The sequence below is a fragment of the Azospirillum sp. TSO5 genome, from assembly GCF_003116065.1.
GTDB lineage: Bacteria > Pseudomonadota > Alphaproteobacteria > Azospirillales > Azospirillaceae > Azospirillum.
In genome coordinates this window covers 1-19,567 of the sequence record NZ_LGQY01000149.1, presented here as the reverse complement: position 1 = coordinate 19,567, position 19,567 = coordinate 1, and the positions used below count along the sequence as shown (strand labels likewise).

The 19,567-nt window shown below is 62.0% G+C and carries 31 protein-coding genes; 22 read left to right on the top strand and 9 right to left on the bottom strand.

Annotation, left to right across the window (positions count from 1 at the left end; genetic code table 11):
- Nucleotides 1–370: 370 nt before the first annotated feature.
- The 5 genes from TSO5_RS30160 to TSO5_RS30140 all read left to right on the top strand — a co-directional run bounded on the left by TSO5_RS30160 (nucleotide 371) and on the right by TSO5_RS30140 (nucleotide 3,357).
- On the top strand, nucleotides 371–811 hold the full coding sequence (locus TSO5_RS30160) for a hypothetical protein (RefSeq protein ID WP_109155067.1): 441 nt from the start codon (nucleotides 371–373) through the stop codon (nucleotides 809–811).
- A gap of 108 nt (nucleotides 812–919) precedes the next feature.
- Nucleotides 920–1,732, top strand: a complete 813-nt coding sequence (locus TSO5_RS30155; RefSeq protein ID WP_109155066.1) for a hypothetical protein — start codon at nucleotides 920–922, stop codon at nucleotides 1,730–1,732.
- 110 nt (nucleotides 1,733–1,842) lie between these two features.
- Entirely contained in the window at nucleotides 1,843–2,343 is a 501-nt protein-coding gene (locus tag TSO5_RS30150; protein WP_109155065.1) for a hypothetical protein, read from the top strand.
- Between the two features lie 121 nt (nucleotides 2,344–2,464).
- Nucleotides 2,465–2,731: a hypothetical protein gene (locus TSO5_RS30145; RefSeq protein WP_136705957.1), complete on the top strand. Its 267-nt coding sequence runs from the start codon at nucleotides 2,465–2,467 to the stop codon at nucleotides 2,729–2,731.
- Nucleotides 2,732–2,808: 77 nt separating this feature from the next.
- Complete coding sequence (locus TSO5_RS30140) at nucleotides 2,809–3,357, top strand: hypothetical protein (protein ID WP_109155063.1); 549 nt, start codon at nucleotides 2,809–2,811, stop codon at nucleotides 3,355–3,357.
- A gap of 97 nt (nucleotides 3,358–3,454) precedes the next feature.
- Here the strand turns inward: TSO5_RS30140 and TSO5_RS30135 are convergent, their stop codons facing one another.
- Genes TSO5_RS30135 through TSO5_RS30125 form a run of 3 tightly spaced genes read right to left on the bottom strand, consistent with a single transcriptional unit; the run spans nucleotide 3,455 to nucleotide 6,107 of the window.
- Nucleotides 3,455–3,721: an XRE family transcriptional regulator gene (locus TSO5_RS30135; RefSeq protein ID WP_109155062.1), complete on the bottom strand. Its 267-nt coding sequence runs from the start codon at nucleotides 3,719–3,721 to the stop codon at nucleotides 3,455–3,457.
- Between the two features lie 51 nt (nucleotides 3,722–3,772).
- A complete protein-coding gene (locus tag TSO5_RS30130) occupies nucleotides 3,773–4,060 on the bottom strand; it encodes a hypothetical protein (protein ID WP_109155061.1) in 288 nt (95 codons plus the stop codon).
- Nucleotides 4,061–4,118: 58 nt separating this feature from the next.
- Nucleotides 4,119–6,107: a DNA cytosine methyltransferase gene (locus tag TSO5_RS30125; protein ID WP_158282512.1), complete on the bottom strand. Its 1,989-nt coding sequence runs from the start codon at nucleotides 6,105–6,107 to the stop codon at nucleotides 4,119–4,121.
- A gap of 148 nt (nucleotides 6,108–6,255) precedes the next feature.
- On the opposite strand from TSO5_RS30125, the gene TSO5_RS32475 reads away from it, so the two are divergent.
- The 6 genes from TSO5_RS32475 to TSO5_RS30095 all read left to right on the top strand — a co-directional run bounded on the left by TSO5_RS32475 (nucleotide 6,256) and on the right by TSO5_RS30095 (nucleotide 12,337).
- Nucleotides 6,256–7,122, top strand: coding sequence for a hypothetical protein (locus tag TSO5_RS32475; RefSeq protein WP_136705958.1), 867 nt, complete (start codon nucleotides 6,256–6,258; stop codon nucleotides 7,120–7,122).
- A gap of 306 nt (nucleotides 7,123–7,428) precedes the next feature.
- The gene (locus tag TSO5_RS30115) at nucleotides 7,429–9,411 is read left to right on the top strand and encodes a hypothetical protein (RefSeq protein WP_109155058.1); all 1,983 of its coding nucleotides are present in this window, start codon (nucleotides 7,429–7,431) and stop codon (nucleotides 9,409–9,411) included.
- Nucleotides 9,412–9,541: 130 nt separating this feature from the next.
- Nucleotides 9,542–10,186 (top strand): hypothetical protein, encoded by a 645-nt coding sequence (locus TSO5_RS30110; RefSeq protein ID WP_136705959.1) that lies wholly within the window; start codon nucleotides 9,542–9,544, stop codon nucleotides 10,184–10,186.
- Nucleotides 10,187–10,239: 53 nt separating this feature from the next.
- Nucleotides 10,240–10,497 (top strand): hypothetical protein, encoded by a 258-nt coding sequence (locus TSO5_RS30105; protein WP_109155056.1) that lies wholly within the window; start codon nucleotides 10,240–10,242, stop codon nucleotides 10,495–10,497.
- A 302-nt stretch (nucleotides 10,498–10,799) separates the two neighbouring features.
- A complete protein-coding gene (locus TSO5_RS33100) occupies nucleotides 10,800–11,765 on the top strand; it encodes a hypothetical protein (protein WP_174757566.1) in 966 nt (321 codons plus the stop codon).
- A gap of 113 nt (nucleotides 11,766–11,878) precedes the next feature.
- Nucleotides 11,879–12,337, top strand: a complete 459-nt coding sequence (locus TSO5_RS30095; RefSeq protein WP_136705960.1) for a hypothetical protein — start codon at nucleotides 11,879–11,881, stop codon at nucleotides 12,335–12,337.
- A 148-nt stretch (nucleotides 12,338–12,485) separates the two neighbouring features.
- Here TSO5_RS30095 and TSO5_RS30090 read toward each other — a convergent pair whose 3' ends face one another.
- The 5 genes from TSO5_RS30090 to TSO5_RS30070 all read right to left on the bottom strand — a co-directional run bounded on the left by TSO5_RS30090 (nucleotide 12,486) and on the right by TSO5_RS30070 (nucleotide 14,167).
- Nucleotides 12,486–12,938, bottom strand: coding sequence for a PIN domain-containing protein (locus TSO5_RS30090; protein WP_109155054.1), 453 nt, complete (start codon nucleotides 12,936–12,938; stop codon nucleotides 12,486–12,488).
- 5 nt (nucleotides 12,939–12,943) lie between these two features.
- Complete coding sequence (locus TSO5_RS30085; protein WP_109155053.1) at nucleotides 12,944–13,189, bottom strand: type II toxin-antitoxin system prevent-host-death family antitoxin; 246 nt, start codon at nucleotides 13,187–13,189, stop codon at nucleotides 12,944–12,946.
- A gap of 102 nt (nucleotides 13,190–13,291) precedes the next feature.
- Nucleotides 13,292–13,588 carry a hypothetical protein gene (locus TSO5_RS30080; RefSeq protein WP_109155052.1) on the bottom strand — a complete coding sequence of 99 codons (297 nt, stop codon included), beginning with the start codon at nucleotides 13,586–13,588 and terminating at the stop codon, nucleotides 13,292–13,294.
- A 99-nt stretch (nucleotides 13,589–13,687) separates the two neighbouring features.
- On the bottom strand, nucleotides 13,688–13,885 hold the full coding sequence (locus tag TSO5_RS30075) for a hypothetical protein (protein WP_109155051.1): 198 nt from the start codon (nucleotides 13,883–13,885) through the stop codon (nucleotides 13,688–13,690).
- Nucleotides 13,886–13,921: 36 nt separating this feature from the next.
- Complete coding sequence (locus tag TSO5_RS30070) at nucleotides 13,922–14,167, bottom strand: hypothetical protein (RefSeq protein WP_109155050.1); 246 nt, start codon at nucleotides 14,165–14,167, stop codon at nucleotides 13,922–13,924.
- A gap of 132 nt (nucleotides 14,168–14,299) precedes the next feature.
- On the opposite strand from TSO5_RS30070, the gene TSO5_RS30065 reads away from it, so the two are divergent.
- The 11 genes from TSO5_RS30065 (at nucleotide 14,300) to TSO5_RS32460 (ending at nucleotide 19,392) form a co-directional block, all read left to right on the top strand.
- Nucleotides 14,300–14,965, top strand: a complete 666-nt coding sequence (locus TSO5_RS30065; RefSeq protein ID WP_109155049.1) for a hypothetical protein — start codon at nucleotides 14,300–14,302, stop codon at nucleotides 14,963–14,965.
- Nucleotides 14,966–14,999: 34 nt separating this feature from the next.
- A complete protein-coding gene (locus TSO5_RS30060; RefSeq protein WP_136705962.1) occupies nucleotides 15,000–15,248 on the top strand; it encodes a hypothetical protein in 249 nt (82 codons plus the stop codon).
- A gap of 16 nt (nucleotides 15,249–15,264) precedes the next feature.
- Complete coding sequence (locus tag TSO5_RS30055; RefSeq protein ID WP_109155047.1) at nucleotides 15,265–15,984, top strand: Fic family protein; 720 nt, start codon at nucleotides 15,265–15,267, stop codon at nucleotides 15,982–15,984.
- A 286-nt stretch (nucleotides 15,985–16,270) separates the two neighbouring features.
- The gene (locus TSO5_RS32470; protein WP_136705963.1) at nucleotides 16,271–16,519 is read left to right on the top strand and encodes a hypothetical protein; all 249 of its coding nucleotides are present in this window, start codon (nucleotides 16,271–16,273) and stop codon (nucleotides 16,517–16,519) included.
- A gap of 31 nt (nucleotides 16,520–16,550) precedes the next feature.
- On the top strand, nucleotides 16,551–17,048 hold the full coding sequence (locus TSO5_RS30050) for a hypothetical protein (protein ID WP_136705964.1): 498 nt from the start codon (nucleotides 16,551–16,553) through the stop codon (nucleotides 17,046–17,048).
- 15 nt (nucleotides 17,049–17,063) lie between these two features.
- Nucleotides 17,064–17,258, top strand: a complete 195-nt coding sequence (locus TSO5_RS30045; protein ID WP_109155045.1) for a hypothetical protein — start codon at nucleotides 17,064–17,066, stop codon at nucleotides 17,256–17,258.
- A 122-nt stretch (nucleotides 17,259–17,380) separates the two neighbouring features.
- Complete coding sequence (locus TSO5_RS32465; RefSeq protein ID WP_136705965.1) at nucleotides 17,381–17,590, top strand: hypothetical protein; 210 nt, start codon at nucleotides 17,381–17,383, stop codon at nucleotides 17,588–17,590.
- Nucleotides 17,591–17,622: 32 nt separating this feature from the next.
- On the top strand, nucleotides 17,623–18,036 hold the full coding sequence (locus tag TSO5_RS30040) for a DUF6283 family protein (RefSeq protein WP_246799136.1): 414 nt from the start codon (nucleotides 17,623–17,625) through the stop codon (nucleotides 18,034–18,036).
- 11 nt (nucleotides 18,037–18,047) lie between these two features.
- Complete coding sequence (locus tag TSO5_RS30035) at nucleotides 18,048–18,302, top strand: hypothetical protein (RefSeq protein ID WP_109155043.1); 255 nt, start codon at nucleotides 18,048–18,050, stop codon at nucleotides 18,300–18,302.
- A gap of 183 nt (nucleotides 18,303–18,485) precedes the next feature.
- The gene (locus TSO5_RS30030) at nucleotides 18,486–18,842 is read left to right on the top strand and encodes a hypothetical protein (RefSeq protein ID WP_136705966.1); all 357 of its coding nucleotides are present in this window, start codon (nucleotides 18,486–18,488) and stop codon (nucleotides 18,840–18,842) included.
- Nucleotides 18,843–18,987: 145 nt separating this feature from the next.
- On the top strand, nucleotides 18,988–19,392 hold the full coding sequence (locus TSO5_RS32460; RefSeq protein ID WP_136705967.1) for a hypothetical protein: 405 nt from the start codon (nucleotides 18,988–18,990) through the stop codon (nucleotides 19,390–19,392).
- On the opposite strand, the gene TSO5_RS33155 is transcribed toward TSO5_RS32460, so the two are convergent.
- The coding region (locus TSO5_RS33155) for a hypothetical protein (RefSeq protein ID WP_211099789.1) at nucleotides 19,367–19,567 on the bottom strand (201 nt) is incomplete at its 5' end. The genes TSO5_RS32460 and TSO5_RS33155 overlap by 26 nt on opposite strands.

Below are 19,567 nucleotides of genomic sequence, written 5' to 3'. Positions count from 1 at the left end.
GAACGGGTGGCCGACTTGATGTCGGAATCAGTGGCCGGGATCAAATCGGAATGGGTGGCCGGATGATGTCGGAATTCGCAGCCCTATCGCACTCAGCGTCGGACCGGTACATTGGGCTCACTTAGCGCCGCTTGCATGCTGCAGCGTTTGCAAAGTGTCCAGCTTCGGCTGGAGGACCTAGTTGGGGTCTTGAAACAACCAGCGCTCACGCCGCGGCCTCAGTGCCACGGCATCCGGCGACACTCGTCGCCGATGATCCCCTGGGGAGGCATTCTCCCCACACAGGGGAAATCCGCCTCCTCGAACAGCCCCGGAGGGTCAGCCCTTTGGGCCGGCAACCCTCCTCTTTCCGTAAGGGAGTTGTGCTACTATGTCTGTCGACAGGTTGTTCGAGTACGAGGAAGAGCTTCGCGCTGGCGGCGCGCCGAATGCCGAGGTGTTCACCAAGGCGCTGCGCGGCGTTCTCAGGGAGCTCAAACAGGAGAGGTCCGGTATGGAGGCTTCTGTCACCGAGCTGAAGGGCGGCATCGACAAGCTCGACGGCCGCTTCGACAAGCTCGACGCCAGCATCGACAAGCTCGATGACCGCATCGACAAGCTCGACGGCCGCGTTGACAAGCTCGACCATAAGGTCGATGCCGTTGAGCTCCGGCTCAATGCTCGCATCGACTTGGTCAAAGCTGAGCTCACCACCGAGATCCGAAACAGTAGCCTTGAAATCATGAAGGCGATGAACAACCAACTTTACAAGACAATGGGGTCGATCGGCACCATCATCGCCGTTTTCTACCTCGTCGAAAAGTTCACCTGACAGCAGTCGGGCGCGACACACAAACACCCTGCGGGGAGGTCTCCTCCCCACCAGGGGAGAACTGCCTCCTCGCATCATCGTCCATTCGCGACAACGAGGAAGCAGACCATGAACAAGCACTTCGACACCGTCTTTGCCTTGGCCGAAACGTCGCCCGGCTTTGACGATGCTGCGAACCGTTCTGAGATCATCCAGGCCAAGCGCGAGCTGGCGGCCTATGCCGGGCTGCAGGCGGCTGCTGAGGCGCTGATCGGCGCTTGGGGGAAGGGAAACCTCTCCCAGCCAATGCAGGCCATTCAGAAGGCCGTGGATGCGTTTTCTGCCCTATCGTCCTTGCCGGCGCCGGGGCATGTCCGCAAGTTCCTTGACCTCTCGACTGCTCACCTGGACGCGGAGGGAAGGGATCATCTGGAACAGGGTGGCGAGGGGATGGTCGTCTATCCCACCGCCTACGGATGGTTCGTCTACGTGTCGGAACCCGATGCGCTGGCGAGCTACACCGTGCCGCAGTGCCTGCTCGACATCCTGGATCGCGCCCGACAACTCGGATGTGATTATGTGCTCCTCGACTGCGATGCCGAGGAGGACAGCGAACTTCCGACGTTCGACGAGGCCGGTGCCGTCGAGGTTCCGGAAGCCCCTCCGCAGCAGCCCGAGCCCGTCGCGGAGGTGGTGGCGGACGCTTCCAACTTCTGTGCCGAGCCCGGCACTCCCCCCTGGGACGAAGCCTGGGCGGCCCTGGTCGCCGAGTTCGGCGATCCGGTCTGTCTCAGCACCGACGGGTGCCATAGCTGGCAGTATCTCGGCACCACCCAGAAGCCCGACGGCACCTGGAAGCACATCTTCCGCCACCGGTCGCTCTCGGCCGCGGGAGGCCAGCGGACCTATCGTGAGTACCCGGCGACGCCGCCGGCTCGCTGATCGGCGCTGATTCACGCCTGCGCTCCGTGCGCGGCACACAACACCAACCCGACCGGGTGCGTCTCCCGGTGGGGGCGCACTCCGTCCCCATCGTCCAAGGAGGACTCCCGATGAAGAAGTTGACGCTCAAGGGCATCCCCGCCTCGCTGGTCGTTTTCGACTACCAGGCGGTCGGCGGCCCAATGCGCGCCTACTGCGCCGAAATGCCGGCGCGTAAGTGGCTCGAGGCGCACGGCTTCTGGGCCGGCCATTCTGTTCACATCCAAGAGATTGTTGAATGGGAACGGTCGCCCACGGACCGGGCTGCCGACGTGTTGTTCCGGATCGGAACGCACGAGGCCAAGTTCTCCGACCTGATCCGAACCGACCTGCCGGTCGGTACGGGCGGCACCGCGGAAGCAGGAGACTTGATGCAGCTTGAACTTGACGGAGCCTGGGCGTTTTTCGACCACTCCTGCGCAAGCTGGACTGGCTTTTCCGTTACAAGCTCCGCAATGGACGGCCGCCGCGGCTTCACGCTGGACCCCGAGTTCGCTCGGGCCTGGCTGGACCGAGGACGATGCCGCCTGCGGCTGCACACGCAACGGCTTTCGGCCAAAGCGGCTGCCTGAGCGTCCCTCAGGTTCGCCACATCGCACGCGCTGACCGGCCCTCCGCCGGCAGCGACACTTAACCCCACCGGGGCGACCACGCCCCGGGATGGGTGTCGTGCGCCCGCCAATGGAGGATCCCATGCTGAATGAGGAAAGCCCCCGTGCTCGTGCGTACGCCATCGTGTTCCTTTACCGCGTCCAGAAGATCTCTTTTCTGCGCGCGATACGGGAGCTGGTTGCGCTCGGCATGCCCGAGCTGAGTGGCAAAGGCTCGTGCCCCGTGGTCGACGCCCTCTATGCCCACTCGCTGGACGCGCTCCGTCGGATCATTCGGGAGAACGTCCCGGAGCCCAGACCCCAGCTACCCGATACCAGCAAGCTGCTTCGCCTTGCGAGAGCCGCCTGACCCACATCACCACAAACCCATGGGGACCATGCCTCCCCAATGGGAACCGGCGTGCTCCCCGTCCGAGGAGAACTTCGATGAGCACCCCGCAAGAGACCGTCCGACGTTTCGTCACGTCTGATGGCTTCACCTACTTTCACCTGGATAACGTTTGGCGCGACTCAATCCTGTCCGGGCTCGTCGATGTGAGCTGGGACGGTGGCGAAAGCGGCCCGATCGGCGAGGATGGCTCGATGTCGGGCATCCTCGATGTCGTGCAGCCGGTGCTGCGCGTCTCGTGGATCGACGGTCCGCGCCAAGGTCAGGTGGCGAAGATCCCCATGATCGCCGTGCCCAAGCTGGTCAATGTCGGTGGCCAATGGTTCACCGGATGGCGGCTGGCTGCCGGCGAGGCTCCATCATGGGTCACTGAGGTGCTCCAGTATGCCCTGAATGAAGGGCATACCCTGGAGGGGTCCCGGTTCATCGCCGACGAGATCGGCGACGAACTGGACCGGGGTGACGACCGGCCCAACCTGACATTCACGGTCGATTACCTGGCGACCACGACACCTGCGGTGATCGTGGGCGAGCGGGAGCTGCAGGAGACCCAGGCGCCGGTGCAGGCATTCCTGTCCGCACCCTGAGCCTCCAGACGGCCCTTCATCACCCCTCCCGGTGGGGAGGGGCCGTCCTTCCGCGAAGCCACACCGTCAAACTGAGACCGTGGCGCAAGGAATTCCCTCAGCGCCGGACGGTCCACGGCGGAAGGCGGTGGAACAGCGCAGTGCACGCGAGCGCGAGAGTGAGCGGGTATACGACCGGTTTGCCGTCGCCGCGGCGGCCGGAGCGATAATGCTTGATGGACTCGACAGACAACCTCAGCGCCGCCGCGGCCTCCTCGCGCGTTTCGAAGCCCATGGCGTCCATCCAGTCATTGAATGCCTCGGGCGTCATGGCGCCCCAGTCATGGCCGGCGTCGGGGCGGGAATCCGGCGGCGTGCTGCTCATAGCGTCCTGATCCTCGATCTGCCCGGCTGCGCGCCGGTCTGCGCAACAGGTTTACGCCGCTGCTTTGAGATCGACAACGCGCGATCGCAGTTCCGCTTTCGTCGGCCGCACCGCACGGCTGATGTGGAGCGCATAGACCGCCACAGCTCTCCAGTACACGGCCAGAGGGCCTTTCTTTCTGGTCCAAGACTTCTCGGCGCGCACCTTCGCGTCCAGGTACAGGTCGCGGAGGACATCGGAGAGGGCAAGCCGGAGTTCCGGCTGCAGCGTGAGCAGCCTGGCAACAGCCGGCAGGGCGAGAACAGGATTTCGAACTTCGGGGCGCGAGCTACGGTCCATGGTCAGGTCCTTGTTCGTGTTCGACGGTGAGGGAGGTGGTGGTAGCGCACAGCGTTCTTTAGGCGGCGATCTGCAGCCGGCGGCGCGGCGGCGAGTTTGCCGCTACCAGCACTCGGGCCATCTCCGGGCACACGCTGTTGCCGATCCGGGCGATCTGCTGTTCCTGGGTCAGACTGCGACCGTCGGAAGTGCGATCAATGACGTACTCCGGGGGGAAGCCCTGGATGAGCTTCAGTTCTTGCGGAACCAGCATCCTCATCGACAAGTCGACGATCTGGAACCACTCGCCCTTCACGCGGCAGAGGCCCAAAAGGTGCGGCAGTTCGGTCGCCGGGCCTACATAGCCAAGTTGGGCAGCGAGCGCGGTCAAGAAGGCGTCCGGCTCCGCCGGCGGTAGTTTGCGCAGGCCGCGCGTGCTCTTCCAATCGACGCGCGCCAGGAACCGCCGCACGGCCCGAATTTGCTCATGCAGTCGCTTGGCGAAAGCAGTCAGGAGAGCGTCCTCGAAGGTAACGCTCACAGCGTCTAAGGCCCTACCAACTGGCTCCATTCTGGTCTGGACGAGGCCCTGGTGCATTCCGGACGCCAGAACAGCCGGAGCCGATCTATCAAGGGCCCGGCCGTCCTTGCACGTACCCTTGAGCACCACAAGGTGAGCGCCCTCCAGCCCCTGTCCGACACTCGGGGTGTGGAGCTTGTGGATGGTCGCGGTAACCGGCTGCTGGTGGCTGCCCGTTGTGGTGATGGTGGAGGCGGGGTCCAGCAAGCTGTGCCCAATCTCGCCCGTGTTGTGCTGGGCCAGATAGGCGACGCTGCCAGTGTCTGCGCCCGACAGGGGGTGCGCGTGGCTGGTGAGAAGAGCACTTTCGTTCTTGGTGACGATCGTCGGGTGCGGCACGCGTGGATCCCGAACCTTGATGGACCGGCTGCCGCGCTGGGTGATCTGCGTTGTGGCCGCAAGCACAAGCCCATGGGCGTCGCGGGCGGCGGTGATGGTCTTGGCCGGCTGGGTCGAAGCGAAGCCCCGGAACCCCTTGCCTGCATGGTTGAGCGTGGCGACGAACGGCTCGTAACCGTCGCGCATCGACGATGCGATCATGAAGCGGTGCGCACCATGGGCCAAGCGGTCCAAGGTGGCGGGCGCGAGCGGCTTCGTCCGACCGAAGATGCTCTTGGAGGGCAAGGAGAAGTCAATGCAGGTGGACACCGGGGTGTAGGGCTTCAACAAGCCCGTGCGAACCTCGTCAGAACGTGGGTCGCCATGGGTCGGCGTCGGCCAGGCGACTGGGACGCCATCGCGGCGTGCGACGATAAACAGGCGGGTTCTAATGGTCGGGACACCAAAGTGATGGGCCGCCAGGCAGCGGAACTCCAGATGGTACCCGAGCCGCTCCAACTCCTTCCGCCATTGTCGGAAGTAGAGCCCTTTCAGTGCTTCAGCCGGCGCGCTTTGGCTGTCCGGTGGAACCCCGGAGCCGTCAGGGAATGGATAGAGGATCGGCTCGTCCTCGGTGGGGCCTGCGGTCAGCATCTCTGGAACATTCTCGACGTAAATAACTTTCGGGCGTTGCCAATCCGGGAGACGCGCCCATCTAATAACAACCCACATCAATCCCCTGATTTTTGGACTTCTCAGCGCCTTACCTGACGCTCTTGACCAATGACGACAGTCCGGCGATGCCCAGAGATTTCGTATGCTGCGGCCTCTACATGCGATTACGGGATCGACCTCAAACACATCGCTATGAAAATGTTCGGTACGAGGATGATTGACTTCGTGCATGGCGATTGCAGCGGCATCATGATTCACCGCTAGATCGACGGGCTTGCCAAGGGCCTGCTCCATTCCCTCCGATGCGCCGCCGCCACCGGCAAACAGGTCAACGTCCAGCTCATCGTCCGCAGTCGACTTCAAGGACAACGAAAACTGCGCCGCAGGACTCTCCGCCCGTCCCATTGAGCGACGCGCCTCATTACGGCGGCGCGCGCGGGAACGAGCTGGCATGTGCGGAACGGAAATGGGGCGGGGGTGAACGGACATCGCCATGGACATGACCTCAGCACTATGGGCGGAGCGGGTAATTTGTACCCGACTGCTCCCATATAGCTCTTGCCTCCTTCCTCTGGCAAGGGTAATTTGTACCCACGCCGCACGGGCCGATAAGGCTGGGTTCCAACACAAAGAGGCAAGAAAGATGGCCGCTTCCTCTCAGCTCGCTTCTAAGACCGCATCTCCCACCGCCGGGGAAAAATTACCCGCAACCGTCATCCAGGTTCGTGGCGTGCCACTGCGTGTTGCTGACCAAGCACTGCACGCCGTCCGCTTCGGCTATTGCCCGGTCTCATCGACTGGCTACCGGTCGCACTATTGCCAGCCGCTTCCCTCACCCACTGCGCTGGAGGAAATCGCCAAGGAGGCGGACAAGCAGCGTGCTTCGGCGCTCCGGCGGCTTCGGGAAGCAAAGGCGGGATCGCCGAAAGGACGCACCCCGGACCAGCGGTTTTCGGATTTCATCATGTTAGAGGGCGCGATCTCCGCTGCCGTCAACCAAGCCTACCTCGCGCCGCCGTCGGACCAGGACAAGCTGTTGCGGGAGATCGCAACCACAACCGAGGCTTTGGCTCTCTTCATAGTGATGGGCCATGCCAAGCCGCTCGACCCCGGTTCGCACTGGACCCCCGAGTTTCTGGTCGAACGCGCGCAGGCTTACCACCGCCTTTGTGCTTTGACTTGCCGCCTACTTGCCCGCCTGTGCCAGCGTGGAAGGGCCATCGACATCGCCGCCTGGGGCGCCTTCGTCGATGCGCTTCCTCGCGGCCCCGGCTTCTCGATGCTGCCTCCGACCGTGCTGTTGAAGTTGCTGGGTCGGGACGGCTCCGAGAAGGCAGGAACCAGTAGCGACGCGGTTGAGGTGTGTGGCGCATCCGCTCCGCAGGCGGTCGAGGACATCGATGAGCAGCACTGTGAACCGGACTCCCGCGTCGCACCTGCAGAGCTGGTCGCCGCCAATGCGGCGCCGGTTTGGACGGTCGACAAGCGTGGTCAGCTGTCCATGTTCTGAAGCCGACGGCTGGCGCGGCGATCGTCACCAACCACACCAGGGCCGCATAGGCTTTGATGGGCGAGAGATGATCCATCTCGGTCATGAACTCGCATCGGAACGTGGTCGGCGGAATTTCCGGCTGTGTCGAGGCAATCAAGGTGCGCATCACGCGCCCTCATTGTCAGGCCGTGACAATGGTTATATCCGAGAGATTAATGGTTGATTGTAATTATCCGTTATGGCCCGGATGCATGTTTTCGCTGTTGTGCTCTCTGTACGATATGGTATGATCGCTGAATCAAATCACTGACCGATGCCGCCGCCATGACTGCGCTTTTCTCAACAGACCAGCTGCTGGATGCCAAGTTCTCTTCTGAGACCGTCGAGAAGATCGCCGCAGCTTATCATGCAGTGCGCGATCTCATCGAAAAGGATGTCCCTCTCGCCGTTGCGGTCAGCTTCGGGAAGGACAGCACGGCAATGCTCACCATCGCGCTGCTGGCCCACCATGATGCGGTACGCGAGAACCCGCTGCGCCACCCGTTGACCGTGCAGACCGCAGACACCGGCATTGAGAACCCTGTCATTCATCAGCACGTCCAGAGCCAGATTTCCTTGCTGGAACGCTACGCTCGTCGACACGCGATCCCTCTGCGGATACGCGTTGGGCGTCCCACCCTGGCCTCGTCGTGGATGACTGCCGTGATCGGCATGCGCAAGGTTCCCACGTTTTCGAATTCGGCAAGCCGAGACTGCAGCGTCGAGCTAAAAGCCCGCGCGAACATGCGCGAACTGCGCAAGCTGGTGCCTGAGCTGAAAGCGGAATACGAGGCGATGCTTCGGACTGCGAAGCCGGGCGATTTCTTCCGCATCTCCGAGCTTGCCGCGTCCCTGGACCGAGAGAGCGTGGTGACCCTCTTGGGCACCCGCTTTTCAGAGTCCACCAGCCGAGCCGATCGGATGGGTCGCAGGGGCGACGCGGCCCGCGTCATTACCGTTGCCGGGGACGGTCAACGGACGCTGCCACTGATCGCCGACTTCGATACGGATGAGGTATGGGAATGCCTTGCCCTGGCTGGGGACGGGCGGGCGCTGGAAGCCTATGCACCGAACTTCGACCAGACCCGTGACCTCTATCGCGCGGCCACCGGCGAATGCCCAGTGGTCTCATCCGGTAAGTCTGCCGCCTCCGCCTGTGGAAGCCGATTTGGCTGCGCGCTTTGCACCGTATCGGGCAGCAGCGACAAGAGCATGACCATCATGCTTCGGGACCCGAAGTATGCCTGGATGAAGCCGCTCAATGACCTGCGCGACTTCCTCGTGGCGACCCAGTACGATCTCGATCGTCGGCGTTGGACGGCCAGAACCACGGACCCGGTTACCGGGCACGTCCGGATCCAAGCCGACGTTTACTCCCCAGCCATGGTCCAGGAGTTGCTGGGTATCTGCCTGACGATCGACGCCCGCGAGAGGGAGCGGGCCGCCGCTTTGGACGAGGACCTCTGGGCCTATTACGCCGGTGAAGCCGTGTCGTGGTCCGACCCCTATATGCGCGCGATGGCAGCCGCTGGGACGCCTGACATCGCCTGGGCGACGCGTATGGCAAAGCCGCAGTTCCAACTCGTAAGCCCTGAGCAGGTGCTGGCAATCGACTTCATGTGGGCACGCTACGGCGCCTCCGTCCCCTTTGAGGCCCTGCACATCTGGCGCGACGTGACCAAGCGGGGTGTTCGCTTTGAGATCCCCAAGATCGAGGTTCAGCCGAACCGGCGCGATCTGCGTATGCCGGAGGCGCGCTGGGTTGCGCTTCCCACGAATGAACGGATGTTGCACCCGCTCTACGACCCGCTGACCACGTTCTACTATGAGCGCCCTGGCCGGGATGTGCCTGCGGTCACCGCGCAAACGTGCGTCGAACACCAGGAGGAGGAGACCTTCTCGGTTGACGCCGAATCCGCTCGTATGATTTTCGATTTCGAGGCTGACCGCCTGCTCGACGTCTACCACAACGGACGCTTCGGGCCGACGGTGGCGGTACAGTTCTACCTACGCTTCGGCACCATTGCACTCGCCGCCGGACGGCTGCAGGAACTGGCGAACACGGTTGACCACGCCCAGCGTCTTACTGACGCAGGCCTCGGCCCAGGCACGTCGGCCGCGGAGTTGCTCACCCGCTCGATTTCCGATGGTGAGCACAATCGGCTGAAGGCTGCCACCCTGATCCCGGCGAAGGTGGTGCCGGCGCAACGGCGGCAAGCCAACATGTCGATCGGGCAAGGCGACCTCTTCGCCTTCTTAGCCGCCTGAGGTACAACTATCGAAGGTCGAACGGCACAGCCACACCAGCGAAAGGCGGCGGAAATCGCCGTCTTTCAAGGTCGCGGGCAATGCTGAAATTCGGCTAACCAGATGCCATCGCACGTTGGAGTACCCGACCGTGAACAGACTGCCCGCCGCCGCCCTGCGATCTATCGCCGTCGCCACGGTTGCTGTTTCGCTGGCCGCCTGCACAACGACTTCTCGACCTCGTCCAACGGACGGATGGCAGCAGGCACGCGATGCCCAACGACAGCTGCTCTCGAGCACTGGCCTTGAGAATCATTTCAAGCAGCCCCTTGTCGATGGAAAGCCGACGGTGACAACGGGCCGAGACGCCAGGTTTGACACCCTCAACATCAGCTACGATCCGCGCTACGTTACCCAGGAGGAGATCAATCAGGCCGGCACGAGGTTCTGCGAAAAGCAGAAGCAGGGCAGACAGGCCACTCTTCTGGAAATGACCGCCGGTCAGGTGGACGAAAGTAGCCGAGTCGTACGTGAGCAAATCCAGAGGGTGGGTTCGGCGACATTCTTCTGTACGAACGGCTCTGCGGCCGATGAGTCCCTGCTGGCCGGATATAAGGGCTCCCGGACAACGGCGCTCCAGCAGGAGGCGCAGCGCTCAGCGATGCAACGTTCGGCACAACTCCGGGCCAGGATCGAGGAGTCGCAGGAGAACCGTGCCCGGTGGGAGGCCATCAAGCGCCGCGACGAACAGCGAGTGAACGGAGCGACCGGCTACGACTACGTCCCGACGCCCTGACCAACGCCCACCCACGACATCAGAACCGCCATATCTTCGGAGAAGCAACTGCCATGAGCACTCCCGTCACGAATGACCGCGTTTCTCTGGATATTCCCGATTTCGTCGGCCATACGAAGGGCTGGGATGGCGGCGTGTCGTTTGGGAATCTCGAGATCTTCCAGTTCTGCTCGGTCATGAAGCAGATCGATCCGACAGGGCAGTTGCGCCAGCAAATCACAGACGCGCTGAACGCCGCGCCCGGCCTGCGCGTGGCGATGATGCACGGGACGTTTAGCCGTGCTCCTGCCGTTGCCACTGCGGCTGAGTAGCCAAACACAGCTGCAAGCCGCGTTCCCTCCTGGCGTTGTACCGCGACGCCGGACACCGCCGGTCGAACCGGCGAAGCGGTGCAGGAGGGAGCTGAGCGGCGACCCTGGCAGTCCGCAAAATGTGCATCGAAGATGTCGTTGGCTCGGGACGCCACAACCGCGGCGGCTGTCTGGGTCTCCGGGACGGCGCGGAATAGCCCGGGCTCCTTGACCGGCTACGCGATGCCTTGCCGGTTCACCAGAGCTGCAATAGCGATGGTGTCTGGCTGGTTTAACCTCATTCATGAAGGGGCCAACCCCCCGTGCCGATCAGCCTGCCCTACAACACAGCTGTTCGTGAGCGGCGCCGGTCAGCTCCCGAGGCGCTGGACTTTCTCCCCACTCAGCCGTGGGCGGTTCGGGCGCTGGTGCACCAAATCCTTGGTGTCGACGCGCTATCCGGAAGCGTCGTCTGTGAGCCAGCGGCTGGTGCAGGCGATATCGCCCGCACGCTGCTTGAGTTCACTCCGCATGTGCGTGTCGCAGATGTGGCGGATTACGGAACCAGGAACATCTACGAGCAGCCGATCAGCATTCGCGACTTTTTGACCTGGACGCCCGGTGAAGCGGAAGCTCCGGATTGGGTCATTACGAACCCGCCTTTCACCTTGGGTGAAGCCTTCATACACCACGCCCGCCGCTTCGCCCGCCGCGGCGTGGCGGTGATCGTCCGAACTGCATTCCTGGAAGGGCAGGGCCGTTACGAGCGGCTGTTCAGCCAGTGTCCGCCTGACATCATTGCCGTTCACGCCGAGCGCGTCCCGATGTTCGCGGGTCGGCTGGATTCCAAGAGGAGCAGCGCAACCTCCTACTCATGGTTGATCTGGTTCCGGGACGGAACTGGCGACGCGCGGACACGCTGGATTGCACCGTGCCGCGCCGTCTACGAACGGGCGTCGGATTATCATGGTTGGCGCTGGTGCATGCATGGCGGTCGTCCGCTACCGCACCTGTCGATCACCGACCCTGCGCATGCCGCACACGACGTCGATCGAGCGCTACCGATCCTTCGGGACGCAAGCCGAGCCGTGATCCATGCCGGTCGCCTCCGCGTAGTGTCCAGCCTGATCGAGGCCACGCCGGACTGTCGTGAACGCGTGCTGGGCCGCATCAGCGTCTGGCACGCAGATGCCGAGCCGACCGCGGTAAAGGGGGAGCTGGAGCAAGCCCTCGTCCATCATGGACTTCGGATTGACTCTGCCAGTTTCGGCACCAAGCTCGCGGCGTGAAATGGGAAGGTTCAACGACGTGCTGACGTCCCGATGCGGTACCGTTCGATGACCAAGCTGACTCCCCCCAGATCGCCCAGCTGATGCGGATCGACGCCGGCGGAGTAGACGGGATGCCCGCCGCCGGCTTCACGGCGTCTGCACCGGAAAAGCGCCTGCTGGCGCGCGGGCTCATCCATGCCTGGACAACCGGCATTCCCGCCGGCATCGGCGCCTTGACTATCAAGCTAAGCCTGGCGGCCGTGACCAACGACGGGCACCGGCTGTTCGCTGATCTTGGCTTGCCCCCGTCTGCCGACATGGCGCGGTTCATCGGCCGGCGGCAGGGATGGTGCAGCACCGACTACGAGCTGCTGCGGGTCGCTCACCTGAGGGGCTATGTCGAGCCCGTCGAACGGGACGGTATTGGCGGCTGCACTACCCGATGGCGCCGCACAGACGCCGGAAAGGACGCTCTGATCCTGTTCCATGAGCATGAGCGGATGGTGGCGGAGCAGTTGGCCAAGCTTGAGGCCGATCATTTGGCTCGGAGCAAGACGCAAGACATGGGAAAGCAGCGGACCCGGCGCTAGGGTTCGTCAGCCCATCGCCCCATGACCGCCGCCGTCTGAGCCTGACGGCAAAAGGTACTTGCGGGTGGCGCCGAGCCGGGCGAGGAAGAGACGCGTGCTATGTGCTAGCCTCGGCAACTGGCGTTCACCGTTATTCGGCAGAGCGCGTTCAGTTCACCCCAAGCGCCTCATCAAGAAGAAGCTGCGGGCCGTCGGCAAACGGATTGATGATGGTGACCCCACCCAGCGTACGACCGGCCTGACCATCTTCCGAAAGGAGGAGACGGCACCCGTGACGCTTGGCGGTCGCCCAGATCATCGCATCCCAGAACGACCAACCGTGATGGGTGACTGCGTCCATTGCATCGGTGAGGCACGCGTCGTCCGCCGCCACTACCGGCAAGATGTCGCGCCACTGCTGGATAATGTCTGTCGCTCGCTCCGGCGCGATGCCCTGCTTAGCGCTCGTGAGGGTGCGGAAGAGTTCCGCAAGAGATTGGAGCGTCAGCACGCAGTCCCGGCCGGGGAGACGGTGGATCAGGGCAACTGCCTGGTGGTGCCGCTTCCCCGCGGCCCGGTCGACCGCATAAACCAGGATGTTCGTGTCGAGCGTGAAGCGCATTGCTGTTACCGGTCATAAAGGGCGTCACGGTCAAACCGCTCGCCCCCGAGGTCCACGCCATCTTCCAGCGTCTGGAACAGACGGTTCCAAGCCGAGCCGCCATCGGTTTTGGCGGCAGATCGATCATAGGGCGCCAACTGCGCCACCGGCTGCCCGCGCTTGGTGATGATCACGGTGTGTCCACTGGTGGCCTGTCCGAGGATCTCAGAGAATTGCCGATTGGCGTCGGCTGCAGATACGGTGCGATGCATCTCAGCTTCCTTGTAGTGATCTCACTACTATAGGAGCGGGGCTGGCTTGGGTCAATGATCGTGTAGTGTGTTCATTAACATCGGGCAATCCGTCCTGGCTGCTCAGCCCTGCGAGACAGCGCTGGTGATCGTCGCAATCTCAACGAGCTGCACGATGTCCAACTTGCCCAATAGCCTTAGCTGCTCCAGCCGACCGGCGTTGTTGCGCAGCACCCCGGTACCGGCGGCTGTGCGCATGTAACAGTCGCTGAACCGAGCCCCCTCCCGCTTTACCAGCAAGAGCCGTTCGAGGCGGAGCAGCGCGGCAGGTCCGATCCCCCGCGGCATGTCGCGTACCCGCCTGCGGTCCACCTCAGACAAGGAAGAAAGAGCGATCAGATCGTTGTCGGTAATGGCCATGTCGGACAGCCTCTTGGCGACGGGGGCTCCTGGATCAGGGGAGGGGCTTGGCGCCAAAGACCGAGCGACGAGCGCACACCCATGGGGGGGTGTGGGGGCTCAGCGGATCTTCTCGACGGCCTTGATCATGGCCGACTTGGCGGCATCTCGTCCGACGGCACGCTGTGCACTCTCGAACGCGGCGGCAGCACTCACCACGGCGTCGGCGTGTTCAGCCGGCACCCATCCCCGGGTCACCAAGTATGCGGCAAACGACTTGTAGCCGGTGGTGAAATCGTTGCTGTCGTGCTTGCTCATAGATGGTGTCCTAGTTTGTGGCCGCTGGTGGATGGGTCAGGCTTCGCGTGCAGCCCAGTTCCTGAACGCCGAGAGATACATCGAATACTCGCCCGGCTCCTTGTATACGGTCTTTCCGTTCCTGACTTGGCGATAAAGCACCGCCGGCTCGCCCCTGGGCTCTGTTTCCGGACTTCCGAGCCATTGGACCGGGACGTGGTGGCCGACCTCAACAACCAGACGCTCCGTGCGTCCCGACTTGTTGACGTAGCTGCGGCCAGCTGTGATCTCGATCTTACTCATTGTATTCTCGCTTCTGGGGGAGCTGCTTGACCAAAGGAGTCGGCGGAGCCGCCTCCCGGTCTGGCGCATCGCGCCGTGTGCATGCTTGTATCGTGCATCATTCTGTGCGACAATTCAAGCGCGTTCTGATTGATGTACGAGAAAATGGAAGCCGCACGAGGTCGGGATAGGGGCTACATTCGGCAGGGCCGCGGCCTGCCGAGCGTGGGCGATCAACTCGCCGCCCTCAAGGCGGCCGGCGTGCTGGAACGCTATGTCTATATCGACCGTATGCCGGCGGGCGGGCGACAAGCCACGCGACGGCGCCCCTCGGACCTCGTCGAGCGTGAGGCAGTCTTGGCCGATCTCCGGAGTGGTGTCCGGCTGGTGGTCGCCAGCCTGAGCGTCATTGGCCGATCCGAGCAGGACATTGGTGCTACGGTCTGGCAGGTGCTGGCCGCCGGCGCCTCGGTGTATGCTCGCGAGCGGGACTTGACCATCGACGTGGAGACCGGCCGGGAGATCGTCAAAGCGGAGATTGCGGCGGCGGCCAAGGCGCTGATGCGGTCGCGGCCGGATGAAGCCCGGAAGGTGCTGTCAAAGCTGGTCGAGGGCGGCGCCGTCAAGGTCGGCCGTCGGCCAGCAGTGCAGGCGCTCCCACCGGAGAAGCAGGAGGCAGCCCGTCAGGATTGGCTGACCAATCGGGCGCTGTCCCGTGAACAGGTCGCCGAGAAATACGGCGTCAGCGCGGGAGCCCTGAAAAACGCGTTTGGGAACAGGCTCATGCCGCGTCGGCGGCGTGAGCGGTCTACAAAATAGGAGCCCCGCTGTGCGAACCATGCACCAAGAGGTCATGCGCGAAGCTGCTTCGTCCGAGCAACCGAAGTTCCGACCGACGCAGTCACAGATCGCGGCCATTCGGAAGGCGGCGAAGCGAGACTGGCCTGCCGGCGAGCCTCGCATTGACTGGATCAACAAGGCGACCGCACAGGTCCTGCTGCGCGAGGGCATCATCGTCGAGCGGCCGGATAGCGCGTCCGGAAGCCGCGGGAACATCATCGACCTAACGCCGGCCGGCGAAGCGCTGCTGGCGTCTATTTAAGGAGGAGTGCGCAGTGATGGGCGAAGCCAAGCGGCGCAAAATGGCAGAGCAAAAAGATAGCGTGGCACCCGACGTATCCGGTCTAGCGGGCGATGTGAGCAATCATAGCCCCTGGGCGGATGACAGCGAGAATTGGGAGCCGGAAAAGCATCCTGATTACAATTATTTGATGCCATTGCGCTGCGCTGCTATCGAAGCGAGGCTCTTGGCCGCAAGCGATGCTGATAAGCGAGCTTTTCTTGCAGACACTCGGCCTGTGCATGCTGAGCTTTATGACGGCTTAACTCCGCTCGGCCGGGCAGAGTATGCCGGAACTTACAGGGGAACAGCTAACTCATCTATTGAACATTACTGGCCAGCTATAAACCTAGTCATAAATGGCTCCGAACAGCCTCCGGTGGTGACTGCCCATCCGCTGGAGGTGGACGGGAAGATGAATGCATATGCAGCGAAAATTAGTACGCTCCAAACGGGTAGGGATAAGAACACTACCTACGCTGCTATTGTCGCTAGGTGGCTTGAGTTTAACCAAATTCATCCGTACGCCAACGGTAATGGTCACATTTCGCGTCTTATGGTCACGGTTATGGGCGCGTTAACGGGCCACCCGCTTGCGAACACATGGACAATTCATCCTTCGCCGTTGACCGATGACGCGAAGCTCGCTCTTGCCAACTCAAATACGCGTGAGGGATTATTGAGTTTGGCAAGATTCATTCTCGCTCATTCCTTGTAATAGACGTTGCGATAGGCTGCCAGAAATAGAAGGTAGATCGTGAACTGGTTTCATCCTACCCGCCCATATTGCCTAATGCTAATCGCATCGATGACCGCGACGCCGACCGTATCATGCGTATTTGCGCTGTTCGGTCATCATTACGGGGCCACCGTTTCGACATGGGTCTGCATCGGGGTTAGCGTCGGTCTATTGCTACCGTATATCGGCTACACGATCAATTTGATGACGTGTTCGCAGCATACATCACCGGCGAGTGAGTCGTAGGAAATAGGAGTGAATTCAGGTGGCGATTATTCAGGTTCTAAACTTCATGTCAGCCGGCAGTGCTTTTGTCGCAGCATTGTTCTGGTTTTTGTCGGCCAGCGGTAAAGCGCCCGACCCGCCATTCGGAGCGCTTAGTGGTGCTGCGAACGACGACCCTTATTTCACCCATGCCCAACGGGTGGCCCGACTAAACCAAGGTGGAGCGGCATTCGCCGGGCTATCCGCTTTATTGATGGGTGTTGCGCTGCTTATTGCGCCGGGTTCCTAAAATTGGAAAAGTCTATCAAAGGAGCGTGAACGTGGCCGATACCCGCATCCAACTTGAAGTGGAGGATTGGGTCCGCAGGAACTGGCTGGCCGCTCGCTTCAGCGAGCCGTTCAGCCGCGAGCGCATGAAGCTCGTGACTGGTGGCGTATTTGATTTCGATGCGGTCAACCAGAGCGGCCAGACCGTCGCCTGCATCTCGACTAGCGGCAGCCGGACTGCCGGCGGAAAAGCCGCGGTTGGTAAACTGCTAAAGATCCGCTCCGATCTGCTCTTCCTGAGCATGGCCGCCGACGTTCGTGTCCGTCTCCTGGTACTGACCGAGGCGGACATGCTCGATACGTGCCGGCGCGAGAAGGTCAACGGGCGCGTTCCGGACGGGATCGAGTTCCTGCTCGCCGAGATCCCTATGGAGCTTCGCGAGCGCCTTCAGGCGGCACGGCGACGCGCTTCCCAGGAGATGACTGCTGACGCTATCGAGATGCTTCCCGATGAACTGGTACTGGGCGCAACCCAGACCGCCAGCATCTAGGAATGGAGCGCAGTCATGACGGATGAGGAGTTTGACACAGATGCCCTCTACAAGCTCCGGCAGGGTATCCAGGGCATGGAGGATCGTGTCCGGATCGTCGACACCGGTCGGCCTGGCCGGATCGGTGCTCCGCGCCATCGGCTGCTTCCGGTGGACATGACCGAGCCGGCCGGTGCCGCGGTCAAAATCGACACCATCTCCAGAAAGTGAGGATGAAATGAGCGTGAAGTTTTTCGTTGCGATCACTCTGCTTTCTTGGATGTTTCTGTACTTCTACCTGTCTGGCATGGGCATGCTCCCTTCTGGGCTGTCGTGAAAGGGAGGACAAAGACATGGAACTGCGTGTTGGGAAGTTAGGGAACCGAGCCGGCTTGACGGAAAGCGTCTTCGTTGAGGAAGGCAATCATGTCGTCGTGCTGGGCACGGTTGGGTATGGCAAGGGTGTGGATGCGTCGAGCATCCCGGAGGCGAACAAAGTTGCGGTGACCCTCGCCGCGCTGGTCGAGGGCGACGATCTGCGCTCAATGCCCAACGAAGACTGACACTTCGGAAAAGGAGCGCTCCATTGGTTGAAGTGATCCGCGCCCGTCCGGCCGACAACGAGCACCAGGTCGTGACCCTTTCCGGCTGCGACGGCCGCTCCTACCGCCGCAAGCCGTGCCCGCACTGTCCATGGCGCATGGACCAGCCGACAGGCCGGTTCCCGGCCCAAGCTTTCCGCCATTCTGCCGAGACGGCCTACGATATGAGCGATCACCGTTTCGGCTGCCACATGAGCGGGGCCAAAAAACCTGAAACCTGCGCAGGCTTCATCCTGCGCGGCGCGACCCACAATGTGGGCGTCCGCCTAGACTTGATGCGAGGCCGACTGGACCTGGATGAGGTGTCCAGCGATGTGCCGCTCTACAGCAGCTACCGCGCGATGGCCGAGGCGAACGGTGTCGCCCCGGATGACCCGATCTTGGCGAATTGCAGAGATCCAGATTAGGAGCATCTAATATGATTGAGTTTGCTGGACAAACCTATCCCGACACCGCAGCACTCGGCCGGGAAGGGCGCAAGGCTGCCGCCGCTGTAATCCAGGCGAACGGCGATCCGCTCGGTGCCGCCGCTGATCTGGCCGGGGCGGTGTTGCCCCTCATACCCTCGGCCGACACGCCACATGCCGATCTGCCGAATCTGCTGCAACTGGTGTCACTCGTCCTCCAAGACGGCCTGGCTGCTCACAACCGTCGGCGCGGCATCGCCGCATAGCGTCTAGAAAGGGAGGCATTCACAGTGCCGCTACCGCCTCGCGAAGCTAGAGCGTTCTTAGTAGAGGACGAAGTCTCATTCTTCGTCGCCAGTTATCTTGAGCGCAAAGGCGGAAAAATACTACAGCTGTTGACTAATGGCCGGTCCGGCGCCGACATTATCGTTGAGTGGCAAGGAGGCTACTTGGTCATCGAAGCAAAGGGTGGTGGTTCGCAGAAACCAACTTCTGCAAAGTATGGTCAGGCGTTTGATCGCTTGCGTATGCAGCAGAGTTGGGATGCCGCTGTTGCGCAGCTTCCGCAACTCGAAGGTGGCGAAAAGGCAGTCTACCTGCATGGACGAAAAATCCAGCCGGACTATCTCGGCATCGCGGTCCCTGATACGCCGACGTACAGAATGATGTTCGGTTGGTGCAGTCGACGCTTGGACTTCTTGGGTGACGGTGTCTGGTTTGTCAACCAGGACGGGACTGTCCATGAAGAGCTAGAGCCGCGTCCTATTCCAGCCGTGAGGCGCGGCATCACGTCGAAGGGCAGGTAGGTCAGCACCAAGGAGGTGCGCTCTCGACTTGAGGAGATCGAGCGGCACTTGATGAACGCTACACTCGGCCCCAATCGGCGGGACTGCGCCGGTGTTTAGTCCCGGCATTTGATGGTGCATCCTACGTGCAGGAATGGAGGAGCTAGTGGATTGGCGTGAAGCATTCTTTAAGTATGACTACGGCGAGACAAAAGATCTCTTAAAATCTTTTATAACTCTTGTATCTGCAACACTCGTGCTTTCTATTACATTCTCCGAAAAAATCATTGACATTCATAAAGCGATATTGCGCGTAAAGCGCATGATGGTCGCGGCATGGGTGTTCTTCATCGTGGCATTGATTGTAAGTGGCGCTTCTATGTGTTTTATCGCGGCGGAGGCCGGATGCGTAATATACGGCCAAATACCGGTTTTTGCCTGCAGAGGAGGCTTATATGCTCTCATATCATGGGCGTTAATAATAATTTCCGGCGGATGTTATGTGATCGGGCTTGTTCTTATGGCGCTTTCAGCGCGCGCGAAAATTATGGAGTCGGAGCATAATGAATAAACTGTAGATAGGTCGCGGACCGGCAGCATGTCGGCGAAGCCAAGCGCGCTGACCCGGTCGGCCGCCGCGGTGGTGGAGCTGGCCGCGCGCCCGGCGCGCTGCCCTCCACCAGCAGGCCCTGCGCGTCGATGGCGCCGATCAGCAGCAGCAGGATCGCCGGCAACCCGGCCGCCGC